This is a genomic window from Streptomyces sp. TS71-3, from assembly GCF_018327685.1.
Lineage (GTDB): Bacteria > Actinomycetota > Actinomycetes > Streptomycetales > Streptomycetaceae > Streptomyces.
Map to the genome: position 1 here is coordinate 2881274 of NZ_BNEL01000003.1, position 14990 is coordinate 2896263.

Below are 14990 nucleotides of genomic sequence, written 5' to 3' on the forward strand. Positions count from 1 at the left end.
GCTCCCTCCAGAAGCGGGATGGGGAGCGGCGGCCCCATATCCGGAATCCGTGGTAAGGGACCATGCGAATCCTTGACCCCATTTCCGGTTTTCTCTGGTCGGTATTTCGGTTTTCGGTGGTGGCGGTTGCTGGGCGCATGGAGATGTTGAACGTGGTTGCAGGCGGGGCGGTGGGGAGTGGCGGGCGAGGGGGATCGTAAGGGGCCGGCGTCGGATGCGGCCGTGGCAGGTGGAGCGGTCCCGTCTCCTGGCGATCAGTCGACGGCGCCAAGCCGGCAAGGTACTCGGCGAGACAGGGGGGTGTCGTAGGAGCCATCCTGCCTCTGCTCCGGGGCGGGCCACTGGCGCCGGCCACGGAGCGGGCCGCCGTCCACACCGCCGGTCAACCGGCCTCCGGCGTGCCCGGCGCCCGCTCCACGGTCGTGCCTCAGTCACCCGCCGGTGCCGGCGTCACCCCGCCGGCCGCCCGCCCGCCGCGCAGGGTCCAGCTCCAGCGGTGCACCCCGGGCGGGACGAGGTACGAGGCAGAGGTGTCCGGCCCGCACGACGCCGTGCCGAGTCCCCGGTGTGCCGCGTCGAGGTGCACCACGCATCCGGACCGCGGCACCAGTTCGTCGTGGTGTGCCGCCGCGGTCAGGTCCTCGGCACGGAACCGGGTCACCGAGACCTGCCGCGGTGCGTCCAGCTCGACGGCGAGAGCGGTCGCGTCCGGCGCGGACAGGGTGAAGCGTCGCACTCCATGCCGTCCGCCGCTCTCCTGCGGACGCAGATACGGTGTGAACAACTCCTCGACGGGGAGGCAGTGGTGGCCCACGGGCGCGCCCGCGCTCCGGTCGGGATACGACTCCCAGGGCCCCTGCCCGAACCACTCCAGAAGATCGAGGCCGCTCGCCGTCTCGAAGACCGTTCCGACCCGGGCCACATCGTGGAACTCGTCCGGCAGTTCGGCCTCCTCGTCGACCCGGATGCCGCCCTCGACCGCCGTGAACACCTGCCGGTGCCGTACCACGCCGGTCGTCCCGGCGTACTCGGCGTCCACCGTCGTACGCCCGCCGTCCCGCCGCACCGACACCACCGTGCGGGCGAGGGCGTCGAGCCCCCAGTCCCGCCAGCGCGCCGCGATGCCGCCGAGTTCGTCGTTGTCGGTGGGCGCCCGCCACAGACAGAGCGTGGGGGCGGCCGCCAGCAGCGGGTGGCGCAGCAGGCCCTCGTCGTCCACCTCGACCGGCTGGTCCGCGGGAGAGTCCTCGCGTGCGGCGGCCTCCCGCAGTCGCACCCGTGGCAGGCACAGCTCCGTGCCGCGCGGGGCCCACGGCTGGTCCTCGGCGGTGGTCACCCGCAGCGTCAGCCAGGCCTCACCACCGTCGCGGGGCAGCTCGAAGGGCAGCCGTACCGCGGCCGTTTCGCCCGGCGGCAGATCCGGCAGCCGGGCGGGCGCGGTCAGCCCCGGGCCGTCGGCCAGGGACAGCTCCCACTGGCCGGCCAGCCAGTCCAGGCCGCGGAAGTGCTGGTGGTTGCCGAGCACGATGCCCTCATGCCGGACGCCCTCGATCCGTACGGGCGCGGCGATCTCCCGGTGCTCGTACAGCGCGGGCTTCGGAGTACGGTCCGGGAACACCACCCCGTCGGCGATGAACGCTCCGTCGTGGATCGTCTCGCCGAAGTCACCGCCGTACGCCCAGCGGTGGCCGGGCGCGGCGACACCGCCCCCGTACAGCCCGGTCCCCGCGCGGCCGACGGGCTTGCCGTCGCTCAGGCGTTGCAGGATCCCGTGGTCCCAGAACTCCCAGATGAAGCCGCCCTGGAGGCCCGGGGTGGACTCGATGGCGGCCCAGTGGTCGGCCAGCGTGCCGTTGCTGTTGCCCATGGCGTGTGAGTACTCGCACTGGATGAGCGGCCTGGTCTGCCGGCCGGACAGGGCGTGTGCGACACAGTCCTCGATGGGCGCGTACATGGGGCAGGCGATGTCGGAGGCGTCGTCGGTCGCGGCCCAGTCGAGCTTCGCCGCGCCCTCGTACTGGAGGGGCCGGGTGGGATCGTGTCGGCGCACCCAGCCCGCCGCCGCGTCGTGGCCCGCCCCGTAGTCCGACTCGTTGCCCAGCGACCAGATGACGACCGACGGGTGGTTCTTGTCGCGGAGCACCATCCGCGAGACCCGGTCCACGAAGGCGTTCAGATAGCGCGGGTCGTCGGCGATCTCGTGCGCGTGGTCGTGGGACTCGATGTCCGCCTCGTCCACGACGTAGAAGCCGAGTTCGTCGGCGAGGTCGTAGAGCGCCGGATCGTTCGGGTAGTGGGAGGTGCGGATCGCGTTGAAGCCGAACCGCTTCAGCAGCACCAGGTCCGCGCGCATGTCGTCGCCCGACGGTGTCCGGCCGGTCAGCGGGTGGAAGTCGTGCCGGTTGACGCCGCGGATGAACACCCGCTCGCCGTTGATCAGCAGGTCCCGTCCGGCTATCTCGACGTCGCGGAAGCCGATGCGGTGGTGCGAGGCGTCGGCGACGGTTCCGTCCGGACGGTGCAGACGCACGGCGAGGTCGTACAGCTCGGGCGTCTCGGCGTTCCAGGCGCGCACGTCCGCCACGGTGGTGTGGAGGCGAGCCTCGCCGAGGAAGTCGGAGACGCGTTCGTCCTCGGCGTTGACGCGGTCGAACTCCGCGTCCTGGGTGAGGGGGAGGCCCTCCAGGTCACCGCTGACGTGCCATCCCCCGGGCAGCGCACCGCGAGCGTCCCGCACCGTGCAGTCGATCCGCAGCTCGCCGCTCCGCCCGGCCCGCACGGTCACGTCGGCCAGGTGCAGGGGATCGGTCGCGTACAGCATGACCGAGCGGGTGATGCCGCCGTGCCACCACTGGTCCTGGTCCTCGATGTGCGAGGCGTCCGACCACTTCACGACGGTCAGCCTGACCACCGACCCGGACCCGGGACGCACCACGTCCGTGAGATCGAACTCGGCGGCCAGATGCGAGTCCTTGGAGATCCCGACCGGCTGCTCGTCGACGTGCACGAGCAGCACGCTCTCGGCGGCCCCGACCTGGAGCACGATCCGGCGCCCCACCCAGTCGCCGGGGACCTCCACCTCCCGTTCGTAGACACCGGTCGGATTGGCCGCGGGGGTGCCCGGCGGGAACTGCGCGAACGGCATGCGGACGTTCGTGTACTGCGGCAGGTCGCCGGTGTCCTGAAGGGTCCAGGCACCGGGGACCTGCGACGACGACCAGACGTCGCCGAGCGGCGCGTCGGGCGCGGGCAGCAACTGGAAACGCCAGTCGCCGTCCAGGCAGCGGGCTTCGGGCCGCCGGACCGCGGCGTTCATCGGCAGGCGCCCCCAGGAGGTCACTTCGGGCGCCTCCCAGGGGCGCAGCGCCACGAGCGGGTCCGTCAACGGATCGCTCCCTTACCGAGGTCGCCGATGATCTGCTTGGCGCCGATCGCGAAGACCAGCAGCAGGGGGACGAGGGCGAGCAGAGCTCCGGTCATGACCATTCCGTAGTCGGTGGTGCCGTGGGTGCCGTTCAGCTGGGACAGGGCCACCTGGAGGGTGACGTTGTCCGGGTTGGTCAGGGCGATCAGGGGCCAGGCGTAGTCGTTCCACTGGCCCATGAAGGTGAAGATGCCGAGGAAGGCCAGGCCGGGACGGACCACGGGCAGGGCCACGTGCCAGTACTGGCGCAGGAAGTTGGCGCCGTCGATGCGGGAGGCGTCGAGGAGTTCGTCGTGGATGGCGCCCTTCATGTACTGGCGCATCCAGAAGATGCCGAATGCGTTGGCCGCCGCCGGCACGATCAGCGAGGTCATCGAGCCGATCCAGCCGAGCTTCGCCATGATCGCGAACTGCGGGATGGCGGACAGCTGCGCCGGCACCATGAAGATGACCATCAGCAGCGCGAACAGCACGTTCTTGCCGGGGAAGGCGAACTTGGCGAAGACGAAGGCCGCGAGCGAGTCGAAGAACAGGACCAGGAAGGTCACCGAGCCGGCCACCAGCAGCGAGTTCAGCATCGACCCGAAGAAGTCGACGTTCTGGAAGAGATGGTGGACGTTCTGCAGGAAGTGCGAGCCGGGCAGCAGCTTCGGCGGGTAGGAGAAGATCTCGTTCGACGCGTGCGTCGACATGATGACGGCCCAGTAGAAGGGGAAGGCCGACAGCAGCAGACCGACGACGAGTACGACGTGCAGGGCGACGGCCCGCTTGCGGGTGCCCCGGATGGCCCGGGGCCTGCGTATTGCCTGGACGGATGCCATGTGGACGGCCTCCCTAGTCTTCGTCCCGGCGCTGTACCAGGCGCCAGTTGATGATCGAGAACAGGATGACGACGAGGAAGACCCCCCAGGCCACGGCGGCGCCGTAGCCGAAGTCGTTGTTGTCGAAGGTCTGCTGGAAGAAGTAGAGGACCATCGTCCGGCCCGCGTGCCCCGGACCTCCGGAGAACGTCGACTCGTTGGTCGCGTTCTGGAGCAGCACCTGCGGCTCGGAGAAGCTCTGCAAGCCGGTCACCGTCGAGACGACGAGCACGAACAGCAGCACGGGGCGCATCAGCGGCAGGGTGATCCGGAAGAAGGTCTGCACGGGCCCCGCGCCGTCCATGCGGGCCGCCTCGTACAGTTCGCTCGGGATGGTTTGCAGGCCCGCGAGGAAGATGATCGCGTTGTAGCCGGTCCACTGCCAGGTCATCAGTGTCGCGACGGCGGCCTTGATGCCCCAGGGGGTGTTCAGCCAGGCCACCTGATCGAGGCCCAGGGCCTGGAGCAGGGCGTTCGCCAGGCCGAAGTTGGTGGAGAACACCGAGCCGAAGATGATCGCGATGGCCACCACGGAGGTGACGTTCGGCAGGAAGTAGGCGAAGCGGTAGACGTTCTTGAACCGCACCGCCGAGTTCAGCATCACGGCCGTCACCATCGCCAGGAAGATCATGGGGAAGGTGGAGATCGCCCAGATCACGACGGTGTTGCCGACGGACTGCCAGAAGTCGCTGTCGGTGACCAGGTACTGGTACTGCGACAGGCCCGCCCACTCCATGGAGCCCAGGCCGTCCCAGCGGTGCAGGGAGACGTAGAGCGAGAAGCCGACCGGGACCAGGCCGAAGCCGAGGAAGAGAAGGTAGAAGGGCGAGATAGCGGCGTACAGATGCCAGTACTTGCGCAGGCCCCTGCGGGGCCGCGCGGGGGCCGCCGTCTCCACGGTGACCGGGGGCTTCTCAAGCGCGGTGGCCATCAGTACGCCACCCCCAGGTGCTGTGCGATGCGCCGGCACTTGCTCATGGCGTCACTCCAGGCCGTGTCCGGGTTCTTGCCGAGGACGCCGACGTTCCTGATCTCGTCCTTGAGGGGCTGCCCGAGCGCGGTGTCGTACGGGCTGTCGTAGGCGAGGGCGATCTTCTGCGCGGCGGGCCCGAAGACATCCATCGTGACCTGGCCGCCGAAGAACGGGTCGGGCTCACGCAGCAGCTTCATGTCGTAGGAGGTGGGCGTGGAGGGGAAGAGGCCCGCGTCGACGAATCCCTGGGCCTGGTTGGCCGCGTTGAGGAGCCAGGTGATGATCTCGAAGGCCAGCTCGGGCTCCCGGCACTCCCTGGTGATCGACAGGAACGAGCCGCCGTTGTTGGACGGCCGCACCGGCATCTGGGCGACCCGCCAGCGGCCCTTGGTCTTCGGGACGCCGCTCTTGAGGTCGCTCGTTGCCCAGGAGGCGTTGAGTTCGCTGGGCAGCTTGCCGTCCTGGACCGCCGACAGCCAGTCCGGCGTGCCGCTGACCAGGTCCGAGACGATTCCCCGCCGCTTGGCCTCGACGGCCAGTGCCCAGGCCCGGCGCACGTGTTCCTGGTCGCCGATGAAGTGGCGGTCCTTGTTCACGTAGCGGTCGGGGCCTTGCAGCACCAGGTTCTCGAAGACGGAGTTGACGTCGGAGAGCAGGTGCGTGCCCGGGATGCGCTTGCCCAGTTGCTCGCCCGCCGCGAAGAACTTCTCCCAGGTGTTCAACTCCCGGGAGACGTCGTCCGGTTCGTAGGGCAGCCCGGCCTTCTTGAAGACGCCGTACTGGTAGTAGTGCACGACCGGACCGCAGTCGATCGGGAAGCCGACCATCGTGCCGTCGTCGGCGATGCCCTGCTTCCACTTCCACGCCAGGTACTGGCTCCGGTACTTCTCCGCGCCCAGCGACCTCAGGTCCACGAACTGGTCAGCGTTGGGCAGGTAGGACGCCATGTCCTCGCCCTTGAGGCCGGCGATGTCGGGGATGTGGGCCCGGCCGGTCATGGTGGTGATCAGCTTGGAGCGGTAGTAGCCGCCGATCTTGATGGCCTGGAGGTTCACCTTCGAGCCGTAACGGGCCCTGGCCTTCCTCAGCACCGTGTCGCTGAAGCCACCGTCCCAACACCACAGGACCATGTTCCGGCCCGTTGAGCCGGTCGGAACGGCGCAGCCGGAGGTCAGGCCGCCGAGCGCTGTGGCGGCCGTACCGGCCAGGCCCGCGCGCAGCAGGCCTCTTCGTGAGAGCCGCACAGCTCCCACCGCCTTTCGGATCTTTTCGTCGCTTCGCTTGAGGGGACGTGGGGGGTGGGGGTCAGCACGACCGAGCGGGCGGGGTCACGGGCGCGTGGTGCACCGGGGGTCCCACGTCCGCGGGGAGACGGTCCGCGAGGAAGCCGTACGCCCGTTTCAGCTCGGGGTCGGTCAGCGAGCGCCACCAGCTCTCGACGCCGTGCCAGCCGGGGGCGGCGAGCGCGCCACCATGGTGCTGGACGGACAGCCCGGCCACGAGCACGGCGAACCGCAGCCGCTCGGCCAGCGGCCAGCCGCCGAGCGAGGCCGCGACGAAGCTCGCGCCGAAGACGTCTCCGGCGCCCGTCGCGTCCAGGACATCGATGTCGAGCGCCGGGACGTCCGCGTACTCGCCCGTCAGCTGGTCGACGGCCACCGCGCCGTCCCGACCGCGGGTGACCACGGCCACGGGCACCAGCTCGGAGAGCCTGCCGAGGGCCGCGTCAGCGCTGTCGGTGCGGGTGTAGGCCATCGCCTCGGTCTCGTTCGGGAGGAACGCGTGGCACAGGGCGAGCTGCTCCAGGAGGTCCTTGGACCACTCCTGGGTGGGATCCCAGCCCACGTCGGCGTAGATCCGGGTGCCGTTCGCGGCGGCCTTGGCGAGCCACGCGTGCGGTTCGGCTTCGAGGTGCACGAGTGCGGTGCGCGCCTGGGGCGGGTCGCCCACCAGTGCGTCCTGCGAGTACGGCGGCTGCCGGCCGTGGGTGACCAGGGCCCGGTCGTCGCTGACGGCCAGCGAGACGGTGAGGGGGGTGGGCCAGCCGTCCGCGGTACGGGACAGCGAGAGGTCGACGCCTTCCTGCCGGCGCAGGACGTCCCGGCAGTACCGGCCGTAGAAGTCGTCGCCGAAGACCGTGGCCAGGCAGGTGCGCAGCCCGAGGCGGGACGCGGCCACCGCGAGGTTGGCGATGCCGCCGGGGCCGCAGCCCATGCCGGCCGTCCAGATCTCCTCCCCCGGTGTCGGCGGCCTGCCGAGCCCCGTGAGGACGAGGTCGTAGAAGAGCAGCCCGGTCAGCAGTACATCGGGCCTGTCGTCGTCCACGCGACACCCTCTCGCCAGAGCTTGTCCATTTTTAATGACCGGAATCGTGCGCTGCTCATCGGCGATTGGTCAATACCTGAGCAGAATCGAGCATAGAAATGATTGAAGATGACGAGTAATGTTCACGGCGTGCTGGCAGAACGACGACACCAACTCATCCTGCAGGCCCTGCGCTCCGGCGGGCCCGCGGCCGTGACCGATCTTTCCGAGCAACTGGACGTGAGCCCCGCCACGATCAGGCGCGACCTGGTCAAACTGGAGGAGGACGGGCTGCTCACCCGGGTGCACGGCGGCGCCGTCGTGGAGGACGGCGACCAGCCCTTCGCCGAGGTCGCCGAGGTGCGCGTGACCGAGAAGGACGCGATAGCCGAGTGCGCCGCCGCGATGATCGAGGACGGCCAGCCGGTCCTGCTCGACATCGGCACCACGGCCTACCGACTGGCACGCCAACTGCACGGCCGCCACCTCACCGTGATCACCAGCAACCTGGTGGTCTACGAGGAACTGGCCGACGACGAGGGCATCGAACTGGTGCTGCTCGGCGGCATGGTGCGCCGCAAGTACCGCTCCCTGGTCGGCTTCCTCACCGAGGACAACCTGCGTGAGCTGCACGCGGACTGGCTCTTCCTGGGCACCAGCGGAGTGCGCCCCGACGGGCAGGTGATGGACACCACGGTCGTCGAGGTGCCGGTCAAGCGCGCCATGATCAAGGCCAGCGGAAAGGTCGCGCTGCTCGCGGACACGGCGAAGTTCCCCGGCACGGGAATGGCGAGGGTCTGCGGTCCCGAGGACCTTGACGTGGTGGTGACGAACGCGCCGGTCGACCCGGCGACCCGAGCTTCCCTGGAGGAGGCCGGCGTCGAGGTCGTACTGGCAGGAAAGGTGCAGGGGTGAAGCTGACGATACTGGGTGGCGGCGGTTTCCGGGTGCCGCTCGTGTACGGGGCGCTGCTGGGCGATCGCGGTGAGGGACGCGTCACCCAGGTGGTGCTGCACGACCTGGACGCCGCCCGGCTCTCCGCGGTGACCCGAGTACTCGCCGAACAGGGGGCCCGGGCTGGGGACGCCCCCGAGGTGACCGCCACGACCGACCTCGACGAGGCCCTGCGCGGGGCGGACTTCGTCTTCTCCGCGATCCGCGTCGGCGGCCTTACGGGCAGGGCGAACGACGAGCGAGTGGCGCTCGCCGAGGGTGTGCTCGGCCAGGAGACGGTCGGTGCGGGCGGCATCGCCTACGGCCTGCGGACCGTCCCCGTCGCCGTCGACATCGCCCGGCGCGCGGCCCGGCTCGCCCCCGACGCCTGGGTCATCAACTTCACCAACCCGGCGGGCCTGGTCACCGAGGCCATGTCCCGCCACCTCGGCGACCGCGTCATCGGCATCTGCGACTCGCCGGTCGGCCTCGGCCGCCGCATCGCCCGTGTCCTCGGCGCCGACCCGCAACAGGCGTGGATCGACTACGTCGGCCTGAACCACCTCGGCTGGGTCCGCGGCCTGCGCGTCGCGGGCCGAGACGTGCTGCCGCGCCTGCTCGGGGACCCGGACCTGCTCGGCTCCTTCGAGGAGGGCAAGCTCTTCGGCGTCACCTGGCTCCAGTCCCTCGGCGCGATCCCGAACGAGTACCTCCACTACTACTACTTCAACCGCGAGGCCGTCCGCGCCTACCAGCAGGCGGACAAGACCCGCGGCGCCTTCCTGCGCGACCAGCAGGCCCACTTCTACGAGGAGGTGCGCAGGCCCGACGCGCACGCCCTCACCGTCTGGGACCGCACCCGTGCCGAGCGCGAGGCGACCTACATGGCCGAGAACCGGGAGAGCGCGGGCGCCGGCGAACGCGACGCCGACGACCTCTCCGGCGGTTACGAGAAGGTCGCCCTCGCCCTGATGAGGGCCATCGCCCGCGACGAACGCACCACTTTGATCCTCAATGTCCGTAACCGCACCACGCTCTCGGCGCTCGACGGGGAGGCCGTCATCGAGGTCCCGTGCCTGGTCGACGCAGGCGGCGCGCACCCGGTCGCCGTCGATCCGCTGCCCGGCCACGCCACCGGCCTGGTCTGCGCGGTGAAGGCGGTCGAGCGCGAGGTGCTCGCCGCCGCCGAGTCCGGCTCCCGTACGACGGCGGTGAAGGCGTTCGCGCTGCACCCGCTGGTCGACTCCGTGAACGTGGCCCGACGGCTGGTCGAGGGCTACACCGAGGTCCATCCGGGACTGTCCTACCTCAGGTAACCCCGCCAAGCGCTTTCCACCGCTCGTCTCTTTCTCCCTGGAGACCCCTGATGCACGACGAACGCCGCCGAATCGAGGAGCGCGCCCAGCGCCTCCACGACCAGCGCATCAAGACCGCGATCTACGCGGCCACCGTCCCCCTGACGGTCGAGGCCTGGCGGGCGCCGGGCGAGCCGGTCCCCTTCGAGGAGGCCGCGGCCGCGCCCTACGAGCCCTTCGCGACGGACACCCCGTGGGGCCCGCCCTGGGGCACCACCTGGTTCCGTATGCGCGGGCAGGTCCCCACCGAGTGGGCCGGCAGGCGCGTCGAGGCCGTCATCGACCTGGGCTTCGTGGGCGACTGGCCGGGCAACCAGGCCGAGGCGCTGGTCCACCTCACCGACGGGCGGCCGCTGAAGGCGGTCAACCCGCTCAACCAGTACGTGCCCATCGCCAACCCGGCGATGGGCGGCGAGGAGATCCACTACCTGGTCGAGGCCGCCTCCAACCCCGACATCCTGGCGGACGACTTCGCCGCGCCCACGCTCCTGGGCGATGTGCTGACGGCCGGCGACAAGCCGCTCTACACCTTCCGGCGCGCCGACCTCGCCGTACTCGACGAGCAGGTCTGGCACCTGGACCTGGACCTGACGGTGCTGCGCGAGCTCATGGTCCACCTGGGCGAGCACGAACCGCGCCGCCACGAGATCCTGCACGCCCTCGACCGGGCCATGGACGCCCTCGACCTGGACGACGTCTCCGGCAGCGCCGCCGCCGCCCGGGCGGTGCTCGCGCCCGTCCTGGCGAAGCCCGCCCACGCCAGCGCGCACACCGTCTCCGGCGTCGGCCACGCCCACATAGACTCCGCCTGGCTGTGGCCCATCCGCGAGACCAAGCGCAAGACGGCCCGCACCTTCTCGAACGTGACGTCCCTGGCCGACGAGTACGACGACTTCATCTTCGCCTGCTCCCAGGCCCAGCAGTACGAGTGGGTGCGCGACAACCACCCGGGGGTGTGGGCGCGCATCCAGGAGTCCGTGAAGAAGGGCCAGTGGGCGCCGGTCGGCGGCATGTGGGTGGAGTCCGACGGCAATCTGCCCGGCGGCGAGGCCATCGCCCGCCAGCTCGTCCATGGCAAGCGGTTCTTCATCGAGCACTTCGGCATCGAGACCAAGGGCGTCTGGCTGCCGGACTCCTTCGGCTACAACGCCGCCTACCCGCAGCTCGCCAAGCTCGCCGGCAACGAGTGGTTCCTCACCCAGAAGATCTCCTGGAACCAGACCAACACCTTCCCCCACCACACCTTCTGGTGGGAGGGCATCGACGGCACCCGCATCTTCACCCACTTCCCCCCGATCGACACCTACAACGCCTGCTTCAGCGGCGAGGAGATGGACCGCACGGTGCGCAACTACGCGGAGAAGGGTGTAGGGCAGCGCTCGCTCGCGCCCTTCGGCTGGGGCGACGGCGGTGGCGGCCCCACCCGCGAGATCATGGAACGGGCGCGCCGGCTCGCCGACCTGGAGGGCTCACCCAAGGTCGTCGTCGAACACCCCGACACGTTCTTCGCCAAGGCCCGCGCGGAGTACCCGGACGCCCCTGTCTGGAACGGCGAGCTGTACCTGGAGCTGCACCGCGCCACCTACACCTCGCAGGCCCGCACCAAGCAGGGCAACCGACGCAGCGAACACCGGCTGCGCGAGGCCGAGCTGTGGGCGACGACGGCCGCGCTGTTCGCGCCGGGCTACCGCTACCCGCACGAGAAGCTCGACCGGCTGTGGAAGACGGTGCTGCTGCACCAGTTCCACGACATCCTGCCGGGCTCGTCGATCGCCTGGGTGCACCGTGAGGCGGAGGCCGAATACGCCCGCGTGGCACAGGAGCTGGAGGTGCTGACGGCTCAGGCGGTCGGCGCGCTCGGCGCCGGCGGCGCCCGCGTCTTCAACACCAGCCCCTATGAGCGCACCGAAGTGATCCGCACGCCCGAGGGCGCACCCGCGTATGTGAGCGTCCCCGCGAACGGCAGCGCCCCCCTCGTGGCCGCCGAGCCCGCGCAGCCGGTGCGGGTCGACGGCCGTGTCCTGGAGAACGGCCTGGTCAGGGTCGAGGTGGCCGAGGACGGCACCCTGTCGTCCGTCCGCGATCTGCGCGCGGACCGCGAAGTCCTCGCCGAGCGGGGCAACCTGCTCCGCCTGCACACCGACCTGCCGAACAACTGGGACGCCTGGGACATCGACAAGCACTACAGGAACCGCTACACGGACCTGCTCCAGGCCGGGTCGGTCACCGTGACCGAGGCGGACCCGCTGATCGGCTCGATCCGGGTGGAGCGGGCCTTCGGCAAGGGCTCGCGGATCACGCAGACGATCACGCTGCGCGCGGGCAGCCCCCGGATCGACTTCGAGACGGACATCGACTGGCACGAGACCGAGAAGATCCTGAAGGCCGGCTTCCCGGTGGACATCCGGGCCCCGCACTCCTCGGCGGAGATCCAGTTCGGTCACGTCCAGCGGCCCACGCACACCAACACGAGCTGGGAGGCAGCCCGTTTCGAGGTCTCCGCCCACCGCTGGGTGCACGTGGCCGAGCCCGGCTACGGCGTGGCGATCATCAACGACTCGACCTACGGCCACGATGTCTCCCGCACGGTCCGCGACGACGGTGGCACGACGACCCGCGTCAGCCTCAGCCTGGTGCGTGCCCCGCGCATCCCGGACCCCGAGGCCGACCAGGGCAGCCATCGCTTCGTCTACTCCCTCCTGCCCGGCGCGAGCATCGACGACGCCGTGGCCGAGGGCTACGCCCTCAACCTCCCGCTGCGCGTGGCGGATGCGGTGGGCGCGCCCGAGCCCGCCGTCTCCGTGGACGGCGAGGGCGTGACCGTCGAGGCGGTCAAGCTCGCCGACGACGCCTCGGGCGATGTCGTGGTACGGCTCTACGAGTCCCTCGGCGGCCGCGCGCAGGGCGTGCTGCGCACCGGCTTCCCGCTGGCCGGCGCCCAGGTGACCGACCTGTTGGAGAGGCCGCTGGAGAACGCCGAGGCCGCCGTGGTCGCCGACGGCGGTGTCCCCGTCGCGCTGCGCCCCTTCCAGATCCTGACGCTCCGGCTGCGCAGGGGCTGACCGGGTGGCGATGCGGTGAACAGGGCCGGGCGGCCGCGAACGCCCTCTCCGGGTTCGCGGCGCCCGGCCCCACCCCGGCCCCCAACGCCTGGCCGGCCGCCCACTGCCGCGCGTGCGCGGAGCCAGGCCGCCGCCGGGCGCCCGGTCCTACTGGACCGAGGAGTCCGCCCGGCAGCCGGCCGGGTGCTGCCTGCGGTCGGCTTGCCCCCGCCCTTCAGGGCTGCTCACGTGGACTGGGGCTGCTGGTCGGCGCGCTCTGCGTGCATCCTCCTGATGCGCACGGCTTCCTTGCGGGCCTCGGCCTGGATCGCGCGCTCTCGCTGGAGCCAGCCGGGGCTCTCCTGCTTCAGCGCGTCGATCTGTTCCGTGGTGAGGGGTTCGGCGGCCCCGCCGCGGGCGAGACCCGCGATGGACACGCCCAGCTTCGCCGCGACGACCGGGCGGGGATGCGGGCCGTCGCGCCGCAGGTCCGAAAGCCACTGGGGCGGATCGGCCTGGAGGGCGTTCAGTTCGGCGCGGGAGACGACTCCCTCCTGGAACTCTGCGGGGGTGGCCTGGAGGTACACACCCAGCTTCTTCGCCGCGGTCGCGGGCTTCATCGTCTGGGTGGTCTTCTGCGACGTCATGGCGTCCAGGGTAGCGAGCGTGTGTGCCGCCTCCTGACCCTCACCGATAGCCTTGCGGCGTGACAGGCTCGGAAGCAACCCCCTCGTTCCGGCTCGCCTATGTCCCGGGCGTGACACCCGCCAAGTGGGTGCGGATCTGGAACGAGCGGCTGCCTGACGTCCCCCTCGCCCTCACAGCGGTACCCGCCGCCGAGGCGGCCGACCTGCTGCGGGACCGGGCCGCGGACGCGGGTTTCGTACGGATGCCCGTCGACCGGACCGACCTCAGCGTGATCCCCCTGTACTCCGAGACGACGGTGGTCGTGATCCCGAAGGACCATTTCGTGGCGGCGGCGGACGAGGTGTCCGTGGCGGACCTGGCCGACGAGGTCGTACTGCATCCCCTCGACGACACCCTCGACTGGGAGCAGTTGCCCGGCCGCCCGGCGCTGGAGCGTCCCGCGACCACGGCGGCCGCCATCGAACTGGTGGCGGCAGGGGTGGGGCTCCTCGTCGTCCCGCAGTCGCTCGCCCGCCTGCACCACCGCAGGGACCTCACCTACCGGCCGGTAATGGACGCCCCCCAGTCCCGGGTCGCCCTGTCCTGGCGGGAGGACGAGACAACGGACCTGGTGGACGACTTCATCGGCATCGTCCGCGGCCGGACCGTCAACAGTTCCCGCGGCCGCTCGCCCCGGCCCCCCAGCGAGGGGCAGGAGGGGCGGTCGAAGGACAAGCCCGAGGTGCGGAAGCAGGCCGGGAAGCGGGCAGGGAAGCCGGGTGGCAAGTCCGTCGGAACGTCGACGGCCAAGGGCTCACGGACCGGTTCCCACACTCCCACGAGCGGCAGGCGCCGCAAGCCCCGCCGCCGGTCGTAGCGGTCGGCCCATCGGGACCCTGCCGCCTGATCCCTGTGCGGCGTGCCGGTCACGGGCCGGAACGCGGACGGGGCCTGCGGCGGGCTGGGCGTGCTGGTGGTGGCGACGATGTCGTCCCTCGCCGTCTACGACCACGTGCTGTTCTGGCCGGCCGGCGTGCAGAACGTCCTGCTCGACCTGGTTGCACCTCTCGGCCTGGCACCCGGCGAGGGCCGTCCGAACTGGTCAGGCCGCGTGGCGGTACTCGTGGAGGCTCCCACCGAAGCGGTCGCGTCTGCGTATCTTCAGGTGGGCAATGCGGTCGGGATTGGTGACCGGCTCGGGGTGTGAGTGCCGCCGGGCCACGTTCCACAGACGCCTGGCGCCAGCAAACAGGACCCGAACGGTAGGCACCTGCCGCCATGAACTACTCGACCGCACCCTCATCTGGAACCAGCACCATCTCCTCAACGCTCTCCGCGCCCGCCGCTTGCCGGTGTGCGTTGAAGCAGTCCTGCCGGCGGGCAGGCGCGCGTGCCGGATCTCGACGTAAGAGGTCGGGTGGGACTCCTCAACCAACCAATCATACACAAAAGCTTCATTCTTGACTCTAGATT

The 14990-nt window shown here is 70.6% G+C and carries 10 protein-coding genes and 2 pseudogenes; 6 read left to right on the plus strand and 6 right to left on the minus strand.

Annotation, left to right across the window (positions count from 1 at the left end; genetic code table 11):
* Positions 1–427: 427 nt before the first annotated feature.
* The 5 genes from Sm713_RS36200 to Sm713_RS36220 all read right to left on the minus strand — a co-directional run bounded on the left by Sm713_RS36200 (position 428) and on the right by Sm713_RS36220 (position 7582).
* Positions 428–3385, minus strand: a complete 2958-nt coding sequence (locus Sm713_RS36200; RefSeq protein ID WP_212914166.1) for a glycoside hydrolase family 2 TIM barrel-domain containing protein — start codon at positions 3383–3385, stop codon at positions 428–430.
* Entirely contained in the window at positions 3382–4245 is an 864-nt protein-coding gene (locus tag Sm713_RS36205) for a carbohydrate ABC transporter permease (RefSeq protein ID WP_212914167.1), read from the minus strand. Before Sm713_RS36205 ends, Sm713_RS36200 begins: the two co-directional genes overlap by 4 nt.
* A 13-nt stretch (positions 4246–4258) precedes the next feature.
* On the minus strand, positions 4259–5215 hold the full coding sequence (locus tag Sm713_RS36210) for a carbohydrate ABC transporter permease (protein ID WP_212914168.1): 957 nt from the start codon (positions 5213–5215) through the stop codon (positions 4259–4261).
* Positions 5215–6501: an ABC transporter substrate-binding protein gene (locus Sm713_RS36215; RefSeq protein WP_212914169.1), complete on the minus strand. Its 1287-nt coding sequence runs from the start codon at positions 6499–6501 to the stop codon at positions 5215–5217. Before Sm713_RS36215 ends, Sm713_RS36210 begins: the two co-directional genes overlap by 1 nt.
* A gap of 61 nt (positions 6502–6562) precedes the next feature.
* On the minus strand, positions 6563–7582 hold the full coding sequence (locus Sm713_RS36220; protein ID WP_212914170.1) for a carbohydrate kinase family protein: 1020 nt from the start codon (positions 7580–7582) through the stop codon (positions 6563–6565).
* A gap of 129 nt (positions 7583–7711) precedes the next feature.
* Between Sm713_RS36220 and Sm713_RS36225 the strand changes: the two genes are divergently transcribed.
* From Sm713_RS36225 to Sm713_RS36235, 3 genes are read left to right on the plus strand one after another with little or no spacing between them, the layout of a single operon-like run.
* Positions 7712–8476, plus strand: a complete 765-nt coding sequence (locus tag Sm713_RS36225; RefSeq protein ID WP_212915080.1) for a DeoR/GlpR family DNA-binding transcription regulator — start codon at positions 7712–7714, stop codon at positions 8474–8476.
* A complete protein-coding gene (locus Sm713_RS36230) occupies positions 8473–9810 on the plus strand; it encodes a 6-phospho-beta-glucosidase (RefSeq protein ID WP_212914171.1) in 1338 nt (445 codons plus the stop codon). The genes Sm713_RS36225 and Sm713_RS36230 overlap by 4 nt, the downstream gene beginning before the upstream one ends.
* Positions 9811–9860: 50 nt before the next feature.
* Complete coding sequence (locus Sm713_RS36235) at positions 9861–12911, plus strand: glycoside hydrolase family 38 C-terminal domain-containing protein (protein WP_212914172.1); 3051 nt, start codon at positions 9861–9863, stop codon at positions 12909–12911.
* A 224-nt stretch (positions 12912–13135) separates the two neighbouring features.
* On the opposite strand, the gene Sm713_RS36240 is transcribed toward Sm713_RS36235, so the two are convergent.
* Positions 13136–13537, minus strand: coding sequence for a DUF5997 family protein (locus Sm713_RS36240; protein WP_212914173.1), 402 nt, complete (start codon positions 13535–13537; stop codon positions 13136–13138).
* Positions 13538–13596: 59 nt separating this feature from the next.
* On the opposite strand from Sm713_RS36240, the gene Sm713_RS36245 reads away from it, so the two are divergent.
* From Sm713_RS36245 to Sm713_RS41540, 3 genes and pseudogenes are all read left to right on the plus strand, one after another.
* Complete coding sequence (locus Sm713_RS36245; RefSeq protein ID WP_212914174.1) at positions 13597–14394, plus strand: LysR family substrate-binding domain-containing protein; 798 nt, start codon at positions 13597–13599, stop codon at positions 14392–14394.
* An 81-nt stretch (positions 14395–14475) separates the two neighbouring features.
* A pseudogene (locus tag Sm713_RS36250) lies at positions 14476–14604 on the plus strand (cytochrome c oxidase assembly protein); the annotation flags it as partial.
* 169 nt (positions 14605–14773) lie between these two features.
* Positions 14774–14854 (plus strand): annotated as a pseudogene (locus Sm713_RS41540) (IS481 family transposase); the annotation flags it as partial.
* Positions 14855–14990: the final 136 nt, after the last annotated feature.